Origin of the sequence: Pseudomonas sp. SM4, assembly GCF_051913165.1 — a bacterium.
Lineage (GTDB): Bacteria > Pseudomonadota > Gammaproteobacteria > Pseudomonadales > Pseudomonadaceae > Aquipseudomonas.
In genome coordinates, this window is record NZ_JBODOE010000010.1 from 149,107 (window position 1) to 168,024 (window position 18,918).

General features: G+C 60.6%; 16 protein-coding genes. 9 read left to right on the plus strand and 7 right to left on the minus strand.

All coding sequences use genetic code 11. The features are described 5' to 3' along the window. The first annotated feature begins 61 nt into the window (after positions 1-61). A complete protein-coding gene (locus ACQ4MY_RS19405) occupies positions 62-955 on the plus strand; it encodes a LysR family transcriptional regulator (protein ID WP_440096165.1) in 894 nt (297 codons plus the stop codon). On the opposite strand, the gene ACQ4MY_RS19410 is transcribed toward ACQ4MY_RS19405, so the two are convergent. The 5 genes from ACQ4MY_RS19410 to ACQ4MY_RS19430 form a co-directional block, all read right to left on the minus strand. Beyond that, entirely contained in the window at positions 921-1,535 is a 615-nt protein-coding gene (locus ACQ4MY_RS19410) for a GNAT family N-acetyltransferase (RefSeq protein WP_008079598.1), read from the minus strand. The genes ACQ4MY_RS19405 and ACQ4MY_RS19410 overlap by 35 nt on opposite strands. A 14-nt stretch (positions 1,536-1,549) precedes the next feature. Beyond that, positions 1,550-3,805: an Orn/Lys/Arg decarboxylase N-terminal domain-containing protein gene (locus ACQ4MY_RS19415; RefSeq protein ID WP_440096166.1), complete on the minus strand. Its 2,256-nt coding sequence runs from the start codon at positions 3,803-3,805 to the stop codon at positions 1,550-1,552. 188 nt (positions 3,806-3,993) lie between these two features. After that, the gene (gene dnaQ / locus ACQ4MY_RS19420) at positions 3,994-4,752 is read right to left on the minus strand and encodes a DNA polymerase III subunit epsilon (RefSeq protein WP_008088528.1); all 759 of its coding nucleotides are present in this window, start codon (positions 4,750-4,752) and stop codon (positions 3,994-3,996) included. Between the two features lie 175 nt (positions 4,753-4,927). Continuing rightward, entirely contained in the window at positions 4,928-5,389 is a 462-nt protein-coding gene (gene rnhA, locus ACQ4MY_RS19425) for a ribonuclease HI (RefSeq protein ID WP_123532078.1), read from the minus strand. A 91-nt stretch (positions 5,390-5,480) separates the two neighbouring features. Beyond that, positions 5,481-6,239, minus strand: coding sequence for a class I SAM-dependent methyltransferase (locus ACQ4MY_RS19430; protein ID WP_008088524.1), 759 nt, complete (start codon positions 6,237-6,239; stop codon positions 5,481-5,483). A 66-nt stretch (positions 6,240-6,305) separates the two neighbouring features. Between ACQ4MY_RS19430 and gloB the strand changes: the two genes are divergently transcribed. The 8 genes from gloB to fabI all read left to right on the plus strand — a co-directional run bounded on the left by gloB (position 6,306) and on the right by fabI (position 17,121). Further along, positions 6,306-7,073, plus strand: coding sequence for a hydroxyacylglutathione hydrolase (gene gloB / locus ACQ4MY_RS19435; RefSeq protein ID WP_440096167.1), 768 nt, complete (start codon positions 6,306-6,308; stop codon positions 7,071-7,073). 99 nt (positions 7,074-7,172) lie between these two features. Further along, a complete protein-coding gene (locus ACQ4MY_RS19440) occupies positions 7,173-8,636 on the plus strand; it encodes a LysM peptidoglycan-binding domain-containing protein (protein ID WP_008088520.1) in 1,464 nt (487 codons plus the stop codon). A gap of 289 nt (positions 8,637-8,925) precedes the next feature. Further along, positions 8,926-10,758 (plus strand): extracellular solute-binding protein, encoded by a 1,833-nt coding sequence (locus ACQ4MY_RS19445; protein WP_440096168.1) that lies wholly within the window; start codon positions 8,926-8,928, stop codon positions 10,756-10,758. Next, positions 10,755-12,596, plus strand: a complete 1,842-nt coding sequence (locus tag ACQ4MY_RS19450; RefSeq protein ID WP_008088517.1) for an extracellular solute-binding protein — start codon at positions 10,755-10,757, stop codon at positions 12,594-12,596. The genes ACQ4MY_RS19445 and ACQ4MY_RS19450 overlap by 4 nt, the downstream gene beginning before the upstream one ends. 4 nt (positions 12,597-12,600) lie before the next feature. Next, positions 12,601-13,674, plus strand: a complete 1,074-nt coding sequence (locus ACQ4MY_RS19455; protein ID WP_008088514.1) for a microcin C ABC transporter permease YejB — start codon at positions 12,601-12,603, stop codon at positions 13,672-13,674. Between the two features lies 1 nt (position 13,675). Next, positions 13,676-14,695 (plus strand): ABC transporter permease, encoded by a 1,020-nt coding sequence (locus ACQ4MY_RS19460; protein ID WP_008088512.1) that lies wholly within the window; start codon positions 13,676-13,678, stop codon positions 14,693-14,695. A 1-nt stretch (position 14,696) separates the two neighbouring features. Then, a complete protein-coding gene (locus ACQ4MY_RS19465; protein WP_440096169.1) occupies positions 14,697-16,307 on the plus strand; it encodes an ABC transporter ATP-binding protein in 1,611 nt (536 codons plus the stop codon). Between the two features lie 19 nt (positions 16,308-16,326). After that, positions 16,327-17,121, plus strand: coding sequence for an enoyl-ACP reductase FabI (gene fabI, locus ACQ4MY_RS19470; protein ID WP_007910591.1), 795 nt, complete (start codon positions 16,327-16,329; stop codon positions 17,119-17,121). Positions 17,122-17,311: 190 nt separating this feature from the next. On the opposite strand, the gene ACQ4MY_RS19475 is transcribed toward fabI, so the two are convergent. Together ACQ4MY_RS19475 and ACQ4MY_RS19480 are read right to left on the minus strand one after the other, a co-directional pair. After that, positions 17,312-18,277: a GGDEF domain-containing protein gene (locus ACQ4MY_RS19475; RefSeq protein WP_038366049.1), complete on the minus strand. Its 966-nt coding sequence runs from the start codon at positions 18,275-18,277 to the stop codon at positions 17,312-17,314. 62 nt (positions 18,278-18,339) lie between these two features. Beyond that, positions 18,340-18,918, minus strand: coding sequence for a hypothetical protein (locus ACQ4MY_RS19480; protein ID WP_440096170.1), 579 nt, complete (start codon positions 18,916-18,918; stop codon positions 18,340-18,342).

The following is an 18,918-nucleotide window of genomic DNA, read 5'->3' on the forward strand; positions in this document are numbered from 1 at the left end:
ATGCGCAGACTTGGGGTAGGATTCAGCCACTGACCCCACCTGCTGAACATGGACTTCACGCATGCGTTTACGTCATATCGAAGTGATTCAGGCGCTCTTGCAGACTGGTCACCTGGGCACTGCCGCCGAATGGCTGCAGTTGCCAGTGACCGAGGTTGAAGAGCGCTTGCGCGAAGCCGAGAGTCAGCTGGGGTTCATGCTGTTCGCCAGCGTTCGCGGACGCCTGCAGTCAACGCCCGAAGCGCGGGCGTTGCAGGTCGAGATCGCCCACGTGTATGAGGCGCTGGAGCCCGTCCAGCGTCTGGCCAGCAGCCTCAAGCAATACCTCGCCCCGCCCCTGCGCATCATCGGCACCCCGCCGCTCACCCAACAACTGTTACCGCAAAGCCTGGCCGCCCTGCGCCGACGCCTGCCCGATGCACCGTGCAGCCTGCTGAGCGCGCCCACCCGCGACATCGTCCGCAGCCTGCTGCTGCGCGAGAGTGACCTGGGCCTGAGCCTGCACGATCCCGAGCATCCCGATATCGATTGCCAGCCGCTGGCCCAAGGCAAGCTGCAACTGCTCGCGCCCCACGGCTGGCTGCAACCGAAACAGAAATACATTTCCCTGCAGGATCTCGCCGGCCAGGCCATGGTCGGCCTCGAAGGCCAGGACCCGTTGAGCCCGGCGCTGGAAAACAAACTCCAGGCGCTGCGCCCGTCGCCGAGCATCCAGACCCGCGTGCAAACCCATCAAATGATGCGCAGCATGGTCGAGGCCGGCGAAGGCCTGGCCATCGTCGACCCGTTCACCGCACTGGGCGCGCGTGCCGCCGGACTCGACGTGTGCCCGCTGTCGCCGGCCGTGCCGATCAGCCTCTATGCCCTGACCTTCAAGCACGCCGCGCCGTCATCAGCGATTCAGACGTTGCTGGCGATCATCACGGAACAAGCCGAGGCGATGCTGTCGAGCTGAGCGAATTTTCCAACGGGTTATCAAACAGGCGATACCAGAACAACGCTACTTCGGCAGTGTTCGGGTCGATGCCGCGATAGCGCAACTGGTCGACCCCGCCAATCACATAACCGCAGCGCTCATATAACCGACAGGCCCCGAGGTTGTTGTTCTGGGTTTCGAGCATGATCCCCGGCAGCTTCTTCTTGCGACTCCAGAATTGCGCGACATCGAGCAATGCCTTGGCCACGCCGTGACGGCGGGCCGGCGCATGCACCGCCAGTTCGTCGATGTGGGCAAAGCCGTTCCAATTGGTACTGATCACCAGATGGCCGACCGGCTCGTCATCCAGATAGGCCATGAAAATGGCGCTGTCGGTGGCGTTGTGGAAGCTGCTGAATTCTTCGGGATCAATGCCGTAGCACTTGCGGTACGGCACGATCGACGTGACCCGCCATTGCTCGACCGGCATGCCGATCACCGCCTCACCGTAGGCGCCGACCTCGAAACTGAAGTCGCTGCCCCAGATATACGGCGCAAAACCTTCATCGGCGACCCGCACCGACAACCCTGGGTATTTCGGATTCATGACCGGTTGCATACTGGGAAAAGTCCTCATTCCTTGACGCAATCGACGGTGTAGTGCCGTCCATTGCCTTCGTCTTCGTGCTGCAATCCATGCACATCCGCGACAAAACCGGGGAAGCTGCTATCGAACGTGCGAGCAAATTTCAGGTAATCGATGATCGAGCGGGTCGCCTCGGTAAAGCGTTCGCCGGGCATGATCAAGGGGATGCCCGGCGGGTACGGTACCAGCATCACGGCGGCGATCCGCCCTTCCAGTTCATCGATCGGCACCGCTTCGACTTCGCCACGCACCAAGTGGTCGTAGGCGTGGGCCGGCTTCATGGCGATCTCGGGCAGCACGGTGTACATGCGCTTGAGGTGTTTGGCCGTGGCATTGCTGCGGTAGCAGGCGTGCAACTGATCACAGAGGTCGCGCAGGCCCATGCCGCGATAGCGCGCAGTGTCTTCTTGCGCCACGCACGGCAGGCAAGTGTCGAGGCGGACGTTGGCGTCGTAACTGCGCTTGAACTCCAGCAGTTCGGTGAGCAACGTGCTCCACTTGCCTTTGGTGATGCCCATGGAGAACAACACCAGAAACGAATACAGGCCGGTCTTTTCGACCACCAGTCCGCGCTCCCAGAGGAATTTGCTGACCACCGCCGCCGGAATGCCCTTCTCGCTCAGCGCGCCACCGGCATTCAGCCCCGGCATCACCAGCGTGACCTTGATCGGGTCGAGCAACACGTAGTCGTCGCTGACCTCGCCGAAACCGTGCCAGTCGGCCTCCGGCTTCAACAGCCAGTCTTGAGTCTGTACACGATCAATGCCTTCAACACCCGGCGGCTGCCAGATCGAAAACCACCAGTCATCGGCGGCAATGTGCTGGCGCAGATTGGCCAGCGCACGACGGAAGCTCAGCGCTTCGTCGAAGGTTTCCTGCAACAGCGAACGCCCGGCCGGTCCTTCCATCATCGCCGAGGCCACGTCCAGCGAGGCGATGATGCTGTACTGCGGCGACGTCGAAATGTGCATCATGAACGCTTCGTTGAAGCGGTCACGATCCAGCTGTCGCGCCCCGCCATCCTGCACGTGGATCATTGAGGCCTGGCTGAACGCCGCGAGCAGTTTGTGCGTGGAATGGGTGGTGAACACCAGCGGACTGTCTTCGCCGCGCGAGGTGGCCATGCCGTAGCGCCCGGCGAAAAACTCATGAAACGCCGCATAGGCGTACCAGGCCTCATCGAAATGCAGCACTTCGACGCTGTTGCCGAGGCTTTGCTTGATCAGCTCGGCGTTGTAGCAGAGGCCGTCGTAGGTCGAGTTGGTGACCACCGCGAGCTTGACCTTCGGCGCACGGCCCTTGGTCAGCGGACTCGCGTCGATCTTGGCCTGGATCGATTCACGGCTGAATTCGCTCAGCGGAATCGGGCCGATGATCCCCAGCTCATTGCGCTCCGGGCACAGGTACAACGGGATCGCGCCGGTCATGATGATCGCGTGCAGCACTGACTTGTGGCAGTTGCGATCGACCAGCACCAGATCGTCGCGCGCGACCATCGAGTGCCAGACGATCTTGTTGGCGGTCGAGGTGCCATTGATCACGAAAAAGGTGTGATCGGCGCCGAAATTACGCGCCGCACGCGCCTCAGCTTCGGCGAGTGGCCCGGTGTGATCGAGCAATGAACCGAGTTCCGGCACCGAGACCGACAAGTCCGAACGCAGGGTGTTCTCACCGAAGAACTGATGGAACGCCTGCCCCACCGGACTCTTGTGATAAGCCACGCCGCCGCCATGGCCCGGTGTATGCCAGGAATAATTGGAGTCGGCGGTGTGCTGCACCAGCGCTTTGAAAAACGGCGGCAGCAAGCCATCCAGGTACTTGCGCGCCGCTCGCGCGACCTGCCGGGCGAGGAATGGCACGGTGTCTTCGAACAGGTAGAGAATGCCGCGCAATTGATTGAGTTCGGCCATGGCATCGGCCGGGGCGTTTTCCAGGGTGACCTGCTCGCCCAAGGCAAAGATCGGCAGATCCGGGGCACGCACCCGCGCCAGGCCGATCAGTTCGGCCATGTTCTGCAAGAGATGGGAGTTGGTGCTGGCGTCCTCGGCGGCAATCAGCATGCACGCGAGGCCATGATGGGTCGACGCGACCAACCGCCCTTCGGCGTAGTCGGTGGCCGAGACGATACTGAAACCTTCCTGCTCCAACTCCCGGGCGATGCCACGGATACGGTCACCGGCGACCGTGTCGGTCTTGATGTCGCGGTGGACGATCAGCACCGGAAACTTCAAATCTTTGTACATGGGGCTCAGTGTCCTGAGGCGGCAGGTTTGCGGCTGCCAATGCACTCAGGGTAGAGGGTTGCAGCGAATGTGGCGAGGGTGGCCAGTTGTCAGTATTTCCAGAAACAAAAAGATCGCAGCCTTCGGCAGCTCCTACATTGGAATGCAATCCCCTGTAGGAGCTGCCGCAGGCTGCGATCTTTTGATCTTCAGGCTTGGGCGTCGGCTTCGGCGATCTGCGTCCATAACGCTGGGCCACCGGCAGACTTGGCAATAATCTCCAACCGCACCAGATGCGCCGCCAATTCATCTTCAGTCGCGCGAATGATCCGCGCCGGCTGACGATCCGCCGGCAGGCGGCGAATCTCGGTCGCCGAGTTGTCCGCACCCTCGCCCGAGCCATTACCGTCCGAGGCGTTGCCGGCCAGCGACAGGCTGGTCTGGCCACCGGTCATGGTCAGGTAAACGTCGGCGAGAATTTCCGAGTCGAGCAAGGCGCCGTGCAGTTCACGGCCGGAGTTGTCGACGCCATAACGTTTGCACAACGCATCGAGGCTGTTGCGCTGCCCCGGGTGACGTTCCCGGGCCATCATCAGGGTGTCGAGGATCGAGCAGTGCTGGGTGATGTCAGCACGATCCTTCTGGCCCATCAGCGCGAATTCGTTGTTGATGAAGCCAACGTCGAACGCCGCGTTATGGATGATCAGCTGCGCGCCTTTGATGAACTCGAAGAACTCGTCGGCGACTTCGTTGAAGCGCGGCTTGCCGACCAGGAACTCGTTGGTGATGCCGTGGACGCCGATGGCGCCTTCATCACTTTCACGATCCGGTTGCAGGTAAACGTGAAAGTGCCGGCCCGTCAGGCGCCGACCGATCAGTTCGACACAGCCGATTTCAATGATCCGGTGACCATCGGTCACCGGCATGCCGGTGGTTTCGGTATCGAGTACAACGGATCTGGTGGCCATCAGTGCTCAGCTCTCAACGGGGTCAATCGTGCAAAAACGCGGATGTTAACACGCGTATTTCTGAGTTAGCGCGTCTTCATTCATCGCGAGCAGGCTCACTCCTACAGGGAAATGCATTCCAATTGTAGGAGTGAGCCTGCTCGCGATTGGGTGCACCACGGTGCAACGGAGGGAATCAGGTCTGTTTGTAACCGCGCACTTCGTCAACGCCACGGTTGGCCAGTTGGTCCGCCCGTTCGTTGCCGTGATGGCCGATGTGGCCGCGCACCCATTTCCAGGTGACCTTGTGGCGGTTGACCTGCTCATCCAGCTCTTTCCACAGGTCAGCGTTTTTCACTGGCTCCTTCGCTGCGGTTTTCCAGCCGCGCTTCTTCCAGTTGGCCATCCACTCGTTGATGCCCTTCATCACGTATTGCGAGTCGGTCACCAGCAGCACTTCACACGGACGCTTGAGCGCTTCAAGGCCGCGAATCGCGCCGAGCAGTTCCATGCGGTTATTGGTGGTGTTGGCTTCGCCGCCCCACAGTTCCTTTTCGACACCCTTGCACACCAGCAAGGCGCCCCAGCCACCCGGGCCGGGGTTGCCCTTGCAGGCGCCGTCGGTGAACAGTTCTACGCTATCGACGCTTTCGCTCATGCCACTCTATCCAGAAAAAATGCGTGTCTTGCCGATCACGGATCGACAATGACCTGGACCGGGACAAACCCGGTCACAAATAAAAGAAGGTTTACGGTTCGATGCGGCGGCGATTGACCTTGGCCATCGGCAGCGGAATCAGCTTGCCCATCGGCTCGCGACGTTCCTGACGCAACGGCCGCAGCCCTACGACGATCTTGCGCGCGACCAATAAATAGAAGCCGCCGCCCGACAGTTGCCAGTCACCGGCCTTGCGTTCCCAGCCGGCCAGGCGGGCCTGCCACTTGGGTGACGCGAGCGGCGGACGATAGCACCCGAAGCGGCGTTTCTCCAGCGCAAAGCCCAGCAGGTTGAGCCAGTCGGCGACCCGCGACGGCGAGATGCAGCGCGCCTTTCGCAGGGCGTCGTGGGCGAAAACATGCCGCAGCCCCCAAGTGCTCCAGGGGTTGATGCCGATGATCAGCAAATGCCCGCCGGGGCGCACGCTGCTCGCTGCCTCACGCAGCAAACCGTGGGGCGACAGGCAGAAATCCAGACCGTGCTGCATCACCACCACATCGGCCGCGTGCTCGCTCAATGGCCAGGCTTGCTCTTCGCAGACGATCTCGACGCCGGGCAACGGCGCACCGAGGCGCACATTGCGCTGCACCTGCGGGGCCGACGGCGGGGTTTCGGCGGACGGGCCGTAATGCACCAGGTAACCGCCGAAGAACCGACCGAGCTCGTCTTCGAGCATGCGCCGCTCTTCATCGAGCAGAAATTGCCCGAGCGGGCCGGACAGCCATTCACGGGCTGCACCGATCAGGGCCAGCCAGTCAGGATCAGCCTGTGCGAACGCTTTATCACTCATCGCATTCTCCAAAGCGCCAGGAACTACTAAGATGCGCCAATGTTTTCCGCTTGGCGAATTCCGACGATGATACAGATCAGTGCCCTGCCCGCGTTCACCGACAACTACATCTGGTTGTTACAGGATCACCGCACCCAGCGCTGCGCGGTGGTCGATCCCGGCGATGCCGCGCCTGTGCTGGCGTGGCTCGACGCCCATCCGGGCTGGGTGTTGAGCGATATCCTGATCACCCACCATCACCATGATCACGTCGGCGGCGTCGAACGCCTGAAAGCGGCGAGCGGCGCCAAAGTCTACGGACCTGCCAGCGAAAGCATCCCGGCGCGCGACGTGGCGTTGAAGGATAACGACAGCGTCAGCGTGCTCGGCTGGGACTTCGCGGTCTATGCGGTGCCCGGTCACACCTTGGGACACATTGCCTATTACCACCACGGCCTGCTGTTTTGCGGCGATACGCTGTTCGCCGCCGGTTGCGGCCGACTGTTCGAAGGCACGCCTGAGCAGATGCATCACTCGCTCGGCCGTCTTGCTGCGCTACCCGAAGATACGCTGGTCTACTGCACTCACGAATACACCCTGAGCAATCTGAAGTTTGCCGCCGCCGTCGAGCCGGGCAACCCGGACATTGCCGCCCGTCTGGAAAAAGTCAGCCAGCAACGGCAAAACGGCGTCATGACCCTGCCCTCTACTTTGGCTTTGGAATTGCTCACCAACCCGTTTTTGCGTACCTCTGAAACATTAGTTAAACAAAAAGTGGACGAACGGGAAGGCGCTCAAAACCGGGCGCCGAGCGAGGTTTTTGCGGCGCTGCGGGCATGGAAAGATAAGTTCTAAGTGGCTCATGGCTTGGTACAAAAATTCTGAATGGTTGACCGCAGGGGGTGCGCTTTCTAGAATCGCCCGACATTTTTGCCCGGAACTTACTTCCAGCCAATGTCGTCATCCATACGTAAGTCCGTCAATTCAGACGCATTGACCCGCCTGGCGCAAGCCATCGCGGTGGCTGTGTCCGCCACGCTGGCGGGCTGTTCCAGCCATGCTCCGCAGACTGAAGCGACCCATACGCCCAACATTGCTGCGCGAGCCAAGCAGAAGCCGATCTGGCTGACCGAGAAGCCCAGCCCACAGGTTCCCCAGGACATCTGGGAACGCATGCGCCAGGGTTTCCAGCTGCAGGAAGGCTTGGGCGTGAACCCGCGCATCGAGCAACAGCGCTTGTGGTTCGCCAGTAATCCCTCTTTCCTCGAGAACGCCGGCGAACGCGGCAGCCTCTATATTCATTACATCGTTGAACGCCTCGAAGAACGCAACATGCCGCTGGAACTGGCTCTGCTGCCAGTGATTGAAAGCGCCTACAATCCGATGGCCTATTCGCGGGCCGATGCATCGGGGCTGTGGCAGTTCATTCCGTCCACCGGGCGTTACTTCAACCTGCGCCAGACCCGCTTCTACGACGGCCGCCGCGACATTACCGCGTCGACCACTGCGGCCATGGACTACCTGACCCGTCTGCACGACATGTTCAACGGTGACTGGCTGCTGGCCCTGGCGGCATACAACGCCGGCGAAGGCACGGTCAGCCGCGCCATTGAGCGTAACGAGAAGCTCGGCCTGCCGACAGACTACTGGAACCTGCCACTGCCGGCGGAAACCCAGGCGTACGTGCCGAAGCTGCTGGCGCTGTCGCAAGTGGTGCTGGCGCCGGAAGCCTATGGGGTCAACCTCAACCCGATCGCCAACGAACCGTACTTCCAGGTCGTCGAAATCAACCAGCGCATGGACCTGTCCAAAGTCGCCGCGGTTGCCAACATCGACGAAGACGAACTGTTCCAGCTCAACCCGGCGTTCAAGCAGCGCACCACCATCGACGGACCTCAGCATTTGCTGGTGCCAACATCGAAAGCGCAATTGTTGACCGCCAGCCTGCAGACCATGCGTCCTGACGAGCTGATCAGCAAACGTTCGCTGAAACCAGTGTTCGAAGGTGCCGATCCGACGGAAGTGGCCAAGCTCAAGCGCGCCTATCGCGTCAAGCGTGGCGACAACCTCGGCTCCATCGCCAAGGCCAACAAGGTCGAAGTGAAGGATCTGCAGCGCTGGAACAAGCTCAGCGGCAAGAACCTCAAGGTCGGCCAGACCCTGGTCATGCAGGACACCACCAAGCGCAGCCCGGCACGCAAGTCCGGCCGGGTCAACACGGTGGTTGCCGCCAACAGCAAGACCAAAGGCAAGGACGACAGCGCGCAGCAGACCCAGTACAAGGTCAAGCGCGGCGACACGCTGTACGTGGTGGCCAAGCGTTTCAACGTTGAGATGCAACATCTCAAACGCTGGAATCCGGGTGCGGGCAAGGCACTCAAGCCTGGGCAGATGCTCACGGTTTACCAGCCGCACTGACAGAAGAGCCCCTGACAATCAGGGGCTTTTTTATTGCCGATTGCTTCGTGCCAGCCGGAACCCTGTGGCGAGGGGATTTATCCCCGATGGGCTGCGCAGCAGTCCGCTTCTTCAAGAGCAAAGAAGGGCCGCTCCGCACCCCATCGGGGATAAATCCCCTCACCACAGAATCAAATCGGCTCAACATCGCGTAGCGATTAACCCCGCATTAACCCGTGATCTTTTTCCTGTCCAGACAAGCTGTTACTGTACGGCCCACAAAGCCCAAGCCGCCTGGATCAGATCTGACTTGAAGCGTCCCCTCCTCCTGCTCCTGATCAGCCTGGCCTTGAGCTCAACCGCAAGCGCGACGATTACCGAAAGCCACGGTTATGCGCAGTTCGGCACGCTCAAGTACCCGGCCAGATTTACCCACTTCGACTGGGTCAACCCGCAAGCGCCCAAGGGCGGTACGTTGCGGGTGATGGCGTTTGGCACCTTCGATACGGTCAACCCGTACACGTTCAAAGGCACCAGCCCGGTGACCACGCCGAATTTCCTCCAGTACGGCATCAACGAGCTGAACGAGCCGCTGATGGTCGGCACCGGCCAGTATTCACCCTCCGGTGACGAACCCGCGTCCAGCTACGGCTTGATCGCGCAATCGGTGGAGTACAGCGAAGATCGCAGCTGGGTGGTGTTCAATCTGCGCCCCGAGGCGCATTTTCACGACGGCACGCCGATCACTGCTTATGACGTGGCGTTCTCTTATCGAACGCTGCTCAAGGACGGTCATCCGCTGTACCGCACCGCCCTGCAGGAAGTGTTGCGCGTGGACATCCTCAACAAACAGCGCATTCGATTCGTGCTGAAGCGTTCGGGCAACCCGCTGCTGATCCTGCGTCTCGGTGAATTGCCAGTACTGCCGCAGCATTACTGGAAAGGTCGGGACTTCAAGGCCACCACGTTCGAACCGCCACTGGGCAGCGGCCCGTATCGCATCACCTCGGTGACGCCGGGGCGGCAGTTGATTTTCGAGCGGGTCAAGGATTACTGGGGCAAGGACTTGCCGGTCAATCGCGGCAAGTACAACTTCGATCGCATGGAAGTCGAGTTCTACCGTGACAGCGATGTCGCCTTCGAAGCGTTCAAGGCCGGCGAGTTCGACATCTACATCGAGCACCAGGCGAAGAACTGGGCCAACGGCTACAACTTCCCGGCGATTCGCCGTGGCGACGTGATCAAGGCGCAGATCCCGCATCAGATCCCGACCCAGAGTCAGGGCCTGTTCATGAACACCCGCCGCGCGACATTCTCGGACGTGAAAACCCGCGAAGCGCTCGGCCTGATGTTCGACTTCGAGTGGACCAATCGCGCCCTGTTCAGCGACGCCTACAAACGCACCACCAGTTACTACCCGAACAGCGAATTCAGCGCCAGCGGCCTGCCGGTCGGCCATGAATGGCTGATGCTCAAGCCGTACAAGGAGCAACTGCCGGCCAAGCTGTTCACCGAGCCGTTCACCCTGCCGAAAACCGACGGTCGCGGCATTCCCCGGGAAACCATGCGCAAGGCATTGGCATTGCTCGCCGAGGCCGGCTGGAAGCTCAACGGTCAGCGCCTGCAAAACGCTGACGGCCAACCGTTGCGGTTCGAGCTGCTGCTGGTCAATCCGAACCTGGAACGCCTCTACCAGCCCTACATCGAGAACCTCAACAGCATCGGCATCGACGCGCGCCTGCGCACCGTGGATCGGGCGCAGTACAAACAACGCCTCGATCAATTTGATTTCGACATGATCTCGATGACGCTCAACCAGACCCTCAGCCCGGGCCTTGAGCAGTGGCAGTACTTTCACTCCAGCCAGGTCGGGGTCAAGGGCAGCAAGAATTACGCGGGCATCGCCAACCCGGTGGTCGATCACCTGCTCGAACAGTTGCTTGCCGCGCGCACTCGCGACGAGCAGGTCGCCGCCGGCAAGGCGCTCGACCGCGTGCTGCTCTGGCAGCATTACAGCATTCCCAACTGGTACCTCAATTATCACCGTCTGGCCTACCGCAACCGGTTGGCCTTCGTCACCACGCCGCCCTACACCCTGGGCCTGAGCGCATGGTGGCTTAAGTCTTCGGAGAAAGATCGATGAAACCCATCCGCGCCCTGCTCGTGCAGGCCAGCGGCTTGCTGTTCGCCGGGCTGGCCTTTGCCGCCCCGCAACACGCCGTGACCCTGTACAACGAGCCGCCGAAATACCCGGCCGATTTCAAGCATTTCGATTACGTGAACCCCGATGCGCCCAAGGGTGGCGTCTTCCGTCAGGCCGGTTTTGGTGGCTTCGACAGCCTCAACCCGTTTATCAGCAAAGGCGTGCCCGCCGATGACATCGGGCAGATCTACGACACGCTGACCAAGCACAGCCTCGACGAGCCCTTTACCGAATACGGCTTGATCGCCGGCAAAATCGAAAAAGCCCCGGACAACAGCTGGGTGCGCTTCTATCTGCGCCCCGAAGCGCGTTTCCACGACGGCCATCCGGTGCGCGCTGACGATGTGGTGTTCAGCTTCAACACGCTGACCAAGGAAGGCTCGCCGATGTTTCGCGGCTACTACAACGACGTCGCCGAAGTCATCGCCGAAGACCCGCTCAAAGTGCTGTTCAAGTTCAAGCACAGCAACAACCGCGAACTGCCGCTGATCCTCGGCCAACTGCCGGTGTTGCCAAAACATTGGTGGGCCGATCGTGATTTCACCAAGGGCAATCTGGAAATTCCGCTCGGCAGCGGCCCGTACAAGGTCGCCGAAGTGAAGGCTGGTCGCTCGATACGTTACGAGCGGGTCAAGGATTACTGGGGCAAAGACCTGCCGGTCAATCGCGGTTTCTACAACTTCGACACGATGACCAGCGATTACTACCGCGACAACACCGTTGCCGTCGAAGCGTTGAAGGCCGGGCAGTTCGATTACTGGCTGGAGATGACCGCGAAAAACTGGGCCAACGCTTACAACATCCCGGCGGTCACCGAGGGGCGCCTGATCAAGGAACAGATCGCCAACAGCAACCCGACCGGCATGCAGGGTTTCGTCTTCAACCTGCGTCGCCCGCTGTTCCAGGACGTGCGCGTGCGTCAGGCGCTCGGCCTGCTGTTCGATTTCGAATGGACCAACAAGCAACTGTTCAACGGTGCCTACTTCCGCACCCGCAGCTATTTCGAGAACTCGGAAATGGCCGCCACCGGCCTGCCCGACGCCGATCAACGGGCGATCCTCGAGCCGTTCCGCAGCAAGCTGCCGGCGCAGGTATTCAGCGAAGCGTTCGACAACCCGAAGACCGACGCCAGCGGCATGATCCGCACCCAGCAACGCGAGGCCTATCAGCTGCTGCAAGAGGCCGGCTGGAAGATCGTCGACGACAAAATGGTCGATGCCACCGGCAAACCGGTGGTCATCGAGTTTCTTCTGGCGCAGACCGAGTTCGAACGCGTCTTGCTGCCGTTCAAGCGCAACCTCAGCGACCTCGGTATCGATCTGGTGATCCGTCGTGTCGACGTTTCGCAGTACATCAACCGCGTGCGTTCGCGGGACTTCGACATGATGGTCGGCAGCTTCCCGCAGTCCAACTCGCCGGGCAACGAGCAGCGCGAATACTGGATGAGCGCCGCTGCCGACAAGGCCAGCAGCCGCAACACCATGGGCCTGAAGGATCCGATCGTCGATCAACTGGTCGAGAACCTGATCAATGCCGACTCGCGCAAAAGCCTGGTGGCCCACGCCCGTGCGCTGGATCGTGTGCTGCAATGGGGCTACTACGTAGTTCCCAACTGGCACATCAAGACCTGGCGCGTGGCTTACTGGAATCACATCGGTCACCCGAAGGTCTCACCCAAATACGACATCGGCATCAACACCTGGTGGGTCAAGCCTGACGCGAAACCGGCGATAGAAGTCGAAACCAAACTGCAAGCCGACCCTGTGGGCACGGAGTAATCAGATGCTGGCGTATATTTTTCGGCGACTGCTGCTGATCATCCCGACGCTGTTCGGCATCTTGCTGATCAACTTCGTGATCATTCAGGCCGCGCCCGGTGGCCCGGTGGAACAGATGATCGCCAAGCTCGAAGGCTTCGAGGGCGCCACCAGCCGCATTGCCGGCGGCGGTGCCGAGGTGTCGGTGGCGGGTTCGTCCTATCGCGGCGCGCAGGGTCTGGACCCGGCGCTGATCAAGGAAATCGAGCACATGTACGGGTTCGACAAATCGGCCCCGGAACGTCTGTGGATCATGGTCAAGAACTACGCGAAGCTGGATTTCGGCGACAGCTTTTTCCGCGACGCCAAGGTCATCGACCTGATCAAGGAAAAGATGCCGGTGTCGATCTCGCTGGGGCTGTGGAGCACGTTGATCATGTACCTGGTGTCGATTCCGCTGGGGATCGCCAAGGCCACGCGGCACGGCAGTCACTTCGATGTGTGGACCAGTTCGGCGATCATCGTCGGTTATGCGATCCCGGCGTTCCTGTTTGCGATCCTGCTGATTGTGGTGTTTGCCGGCGGCAGTTATCTCGACTGGTTTCCGTTACGCGGGCTGACCTCGAACAACTTCGATGAACTGAGTTTCGGCGGCAAGATCCTCGATTACTTCTGGCACCTCGCGTTGCCAGTGACGGCGCTGGTGATCGGCAACTTCGCGACCATGACCCTGCTGACCAAGAACAGCTTTCTCGATGAGATCAACAAACAGTACGTGGTCACCGCCAAAGCCAAAGGCCTGACCCGTCATCGCGTGCTCTACGGCCACGTGTTTCGCAATGCGATGTTGCTGGTGATTGCCGGATTCCCGTCGGCGTTTATCGGTATCTTCTTCACCGGCTCGCTGCTGGTGGAAGTGATTTTCTCTCTGGACGGTCTCGGCCTGATGAGTTTCGAAGCGGCGATCAACCGCGATTACCCGGTGGTGTTCGGCACCCTGTTCATCTTCACCCTGCTCGGGCTGGTGGTGAAACTGATCGGCGACCTCACTTACACCCTGGTCGATCCGCGTATCGACTTCGAAAGCCGGGAGCATTGAGATGAACCTGTCCCCTCTCAACCGCCGCCGCTTCGAACTGTTCAAGGCCAACAAGCGTGGCTGGTGGTCGCTGTGGCTGTTTCTGGTGCTGTTCGGCCTGAGCCTTGGCGCCGAGCTGATCGCCAACGACAAGCCGCTGGTGGTGCATTACGACAACAATTGGTATTTCCCGGCGATCAAGCGCTACCCGGAAACCACCTTCGGCGGTGAATTCCCGCTGGAAGCCAACTACAAGAGCCCGTACATCCGCGAACTGCTCAAGGCCAAGGATGCGTGGGTGTTGTGGGCGCCGATTCCGTATAACTACCAAAGCATCAACTACGACCTGAAAGTCCCGGCCCCGGCGCCACCGTCGGCGGACAACCTGCTCGGCACTGACGATCAGGGCCGCGACGTGCTGGCGCGGGTGATTTACGGCTTCCGCATTTCCGTGCTGTTCGCGCTGACCTTGACCGTGTTGAGTTCGATCATTGGCGTGATTGCCGGCGCGTTGCAGGGTTTCTATGGCGGCTGGGTCGATCTGGCCGGGCAGCGTTTCCTGGAGATCTGGTCGGGGTTGCCGGTGCTGTACCTGCTGATCATTCTCGCCAGTTTCGTCCAGCCGAATTTCTGGTGGCTGCTGGGGATCATGCTGCTGTTCTCGTGGATGAGCCTGGTCGACGTGGTGCGCGCCGAGTTCCTCCGGGGTCGCAACCTTGAATACGTGCGCGCGGCGCGGGCGCTGGGCATGCAGAACGGCGCGATCATGTTCCGCCACATCCTGCCCAACGCGATGGTCTCGACCATGACCTTCATGCCGTTCATCCTCACCGGCGCCATCGGCACCCTGACCGCGCTGGACTTCCTCGGTTTCGGTTTGCCGGCCGGCAGTCCGTCGCTGGGTGAATTGGTCGCCCAGGGCAAATCGAACCTGCAAGCGCCGTGGCTGGGCATGAGTGCCTTCGCCGTGCTGGCGTTAATGTTGAGTTTGCTGGTGTTTATCGGCGAGTCCGCTCGCGATGCCTTCGACCCGAGGAAGTGAAATGAATCAGGACAATCTGATCGAAGTGCGCGACCTCGCCGTCGAATTCGGTTTCGGCGAGCGCGTACACCGGGTCGTTGAAGGCGTGAGTTTCGACATCAAGCGTGGCGAAACCCTCGCGTTGGTTGGCGAATCCGGCTCGGGCAAATCGGTTACTGCGCACTCGATCCTGCGCCTGCTGCCCTACCCGATGGCCCGTCATCCGGCCGGCAGCATCAATTACGCCGGGCAAAATCTGCTAGGGATGAGCGAAAAGACCATCCGGCATATTCGCGGCAATCGCATCGCAATGATTTTTCAGGAGCCGATGACCTCGCTGAATCCGCTGCACTCGATCGAGAAGCAGATCAACGAAGTGCTCGGCATCCACAAGGGCCTGACCGGTAAAGTCGCGACCAAGCGCACTTTGGAGCTGCTGGAGATGGTCGGCATCCCCGAGCCGCACAAGCGCCTCAAGGCCCTCCCCCACGAATTGTCCGGCGGCCAGCGCCAGCGCGTGATGATCGCCATGGCGCTGGCCAACGAGCCGGAACTGCTGATTGCCGACGAACCGACCACGGCGCTGGACGTGACCGTTCAGCTGAAAATCCTCGATTTGCTCAAGCAATTGCAGGCCAGATTGGGCATGTCGCTGCTACTGATCAGTCACGATTTGAACCTCGTGCGAAGAATTGCGCATCGTGTATGTGTCATGCAGCGCGGTTGCATCGTCGAACAGGCATCGTGCGCAGAGCTGTTCCGTTCGCCGCAGCATCCGTACACTCGGGAATTGCTCGGCGCGGAGCCCAGCGGAGGCCCGGCGAGCAATAAAATCGGCGCGCCGCTGCTTGAAGTCGAGGACCTGAAAGTCTGGTTCCCGATCAAGAAAGGCCTACTCAAGCGCACGGTGGATCACGTCAAGGCAGTGGACGGCATCAATTTCAGCCTGCCTCAGGGTCAGACTCTGGGGATTGTCGGCGAAAGCGGTTCCGGCAAATCCACGCTGGGTCTGGCGATTTTGCGGCTGATCGGCAGCAAAGGCGCGATCCGTTTTGAAGGCAAGCAGCTAGACTGCCTGACGCAGAACGAGGTTCGCCCGTTGCGTCGGGAGATGCAGGTGGTGTTTCAGGACCCGTTTGGTAGCCTGAGCCCGCGCATGTGTGTCAGTGACATCGTTGGCGAAGGCCTGCGGATTCACAAGATGGGCACCGCCGAGGAGCAACAGGCGGCGATTATTGCGGCATTGAAGGAGGTAGGTCTGGATCCGGAAACCCGGCACCGCTACCCCCACGAATTTTCCGGTGGGCAACGGCAGCGAATCGCCATTGCCCGGGCCTTGGTGCTGAAACCGGCGCTGATCCTGCTGGACGAGCCGACTTCGGCGCTCGACCGGACGGTGCAGCGGCAAGTGGTGGAGCTGTTGCGTTCACTGCAAGCCAAGTACAACCTGACGTATTTGTTTATCAGCCATGACCTAGCTGTCGTCAAAGCGCTGAGCCACCAGTTGATGGTGGTCAAGCATGGCCAAGTGGTCGAACAGGGAGACGCGCAAAGTATTTTTGCCGCCCCCCAACATCCGTATACACAGCAGTTGCTGGAAGCCGCTTTTTTGGCACCAGCCACTGCGCAATAACCTGAAAGAGGAGCAACACATGGGTTTTCTCGCCGGTAAGCGCGTACTGATCGTCGGTGTCGCCAGCAAGCTGTCCATCGCATCCGGCATCGCTGCCGCCATGCATCGCGAGGGCGCTGAGCTTGCCTTCACTTATCAGAACGACAAACTGAAAGGTCGTGTTGAAGAATTCGCCCAAGGCTGGGGTTCGAGCCCTGAGCTGTGCTTCCCGTGCGACGTGGCCAGCGATGAAGAAATCGCCAAGGTCTTCGAAGCACTGAGCAAGAAGTGGGACGGTCTGGACTGCATCGTTCACTCCGTTGGTTTCGCCCCGGGCGACCAACTGGACGGCGACTTCACCGAAGCCACCACCCGTGACGGTTTCCGCATCGCGCACGACATCAGCGCCTACAGCTTCGTGGCCCTGGCCAAAGCCGGCCGCGAAATGATGAAAGGCCGCAATGGCAGCCTGCTGACCCTGTCGTACCTGGGCGCCGAGCGCACCATGCCGAACTACAACGTAATGGGCATGGCCAAGGCTTCGCTGGAAGCTGGCGTACGTTACCTGGCCGGCTCCCTGGGCCCGGACGGCACCCGCGTCAACTGCGTATCGGCTGGCCCGATCCGTACCCTGGCAGCCTCGGGCATCAAGAACTTCCGCAAGATGCTGGCCGCCAACGAAGCGCAAACCCCGCTGCGTCGCAACGTCACCATCGACGAAGTCGGCAACGCCGGCGCTTTCCTGTGCTCCGACCTGGCGTCGGGCATCAGCGGCGAAATCATGTACGTCGACGGCGGTTTCAACACCACCGCCATGGGCAACATCGAAGAGTAATCTTCGCTTAGCCGATAAAAAAACCCGCCTCTTCAGGCGGGTTTTTTATGCCTGCTATTTCTTGAACAACCCAAATCCCTTGTAGGAGTGAGCCTGCTCGCGATAGCGGTGGGTCAGCCAATGAAGAGGTTGAATGTGCGGACGCAATCGCGAGCAGGCTCACTCCTACAGGGGATCTGCGGTGCATTCACTAACAACGCTTCAGGGCCTGCTTGTGCGCATACATCGCGCCATCCGCGTCGGCGAGCAGGCGATCCACGGTTTCGTGGCGTTTGCCGTCGTATTCAATCTGCCCAACACTGAAGCGAATCGCATAACCCCGGTGCAACGTCGCATTACGCTCTTCAAGGATCTCCTTGAGCCGCGCCATGATCGCGTTGGTTTCGATATGGCTCGACCCCGTCAGCAGCGCGACAAATTCATCGCCGCCCAAGCGCCCGACCACATCGCTCTCGCGAAAGGCTATGCGCAACACATCAGCAAAGGTCTTCAGCGCACTGTCGCCCTCGGCATGCCCATACAGATCATTGATCTGCTTGAAATCATTCAGGTCAAAAAACAGCAACGTCGCCGGCCGCTCCAGCCGGGCGCAGGCGTCCAGCGCATGCTGCGCCAGTTGCTTGAAGCCGCGACGATTGGACAGCAACGTCAACTCGTCCATGCTCGCCATCTGCACGGCGGTCAGCTCTTGCTCGGCCATTTCCGCGAGATCACGCAACAGCGCGCGTTCCTCATCGTCGAGTTCACGGGGCTTGGTGTCGATCAGGCACAAGGTGCCCATTTTATTGCCATTGGGCACGGTCAGCGGATAGCCGGCGTAAAAGCGAATATTCGGTTCGCCCGTGACCAGCGGATTGTCGTGGAAACGCACGTCCTCGCGGGCATCGGGCACCAGCAACAAATCGTTTTGCAGAATCGCGTGGCCGCAGAACGACACATCCCTCGACGTTTCAGTGGCGTCCAGGCCCACGCAGGACTTGAACCACTGCCGATCCTTGTCGACCAGCGTCACCAGCGCGATCGGCACATTGAACAGGCGTTTGGCCAAGCGCGTCAGCCGATCAAAACGCTCCTCGGGCGCCGAATCAAGCAGATCGAGCCCGTGCAACACCTGAATCCGCGCAGCTTCATTGGCAGGTTTTCCTGGAACCAGCATTCGTACACTCCATTGTCATCAATGCACTTGAGCGTAGCGCAAATCAGCGAGGCTTCACCCCGTCAGATCCCCGCCACCGGACACGGCCCGCCGGCATCGGCCCAGAGTTTGAATTGCGCGACGAAAATATCGTGCGGCACCGGCACCGGCGCGCGCCCTGCCCCGGGATTCCAGCCCCAGAGCACCAATTTATCCTCACTGACGTGTTTGATCAGCGCGGCGAAGTCGCGATCGCCATTGCTCGAACGGTCCTTGATCATCGCGCAAAGCTTGTCTGGCGGCAGGCCAATCCAGGCCATTTTGTGCGACGCCGGCGGCAGGCTCCAATGCGGCGCCCCCGGTGGCGCATGCGGGCCGTAACTGGCCGGCGGATTGTTTTCCGCGTGACAGGTTGCGCACGGCAGACCGGCCGCGCCCTTGCCATCCATGCCGCGTACCACGTTCATCGCATGTGGCTTACCGGCGTCGAACTGCAGCGGTGAATCACCGGGAATGTGGCAGTTCTGGCAGCGCGGGCTCTGGAAGACTTTCTGCACCGTGCCGAAGGCTCTCAAGGCCTCCTGATCCTCCGCGAACAAGTCTGACGCATAACCGCCGAGCCCCAGCAGAGTCACCGTCCCCAACAACAGATGTCGTTTCAT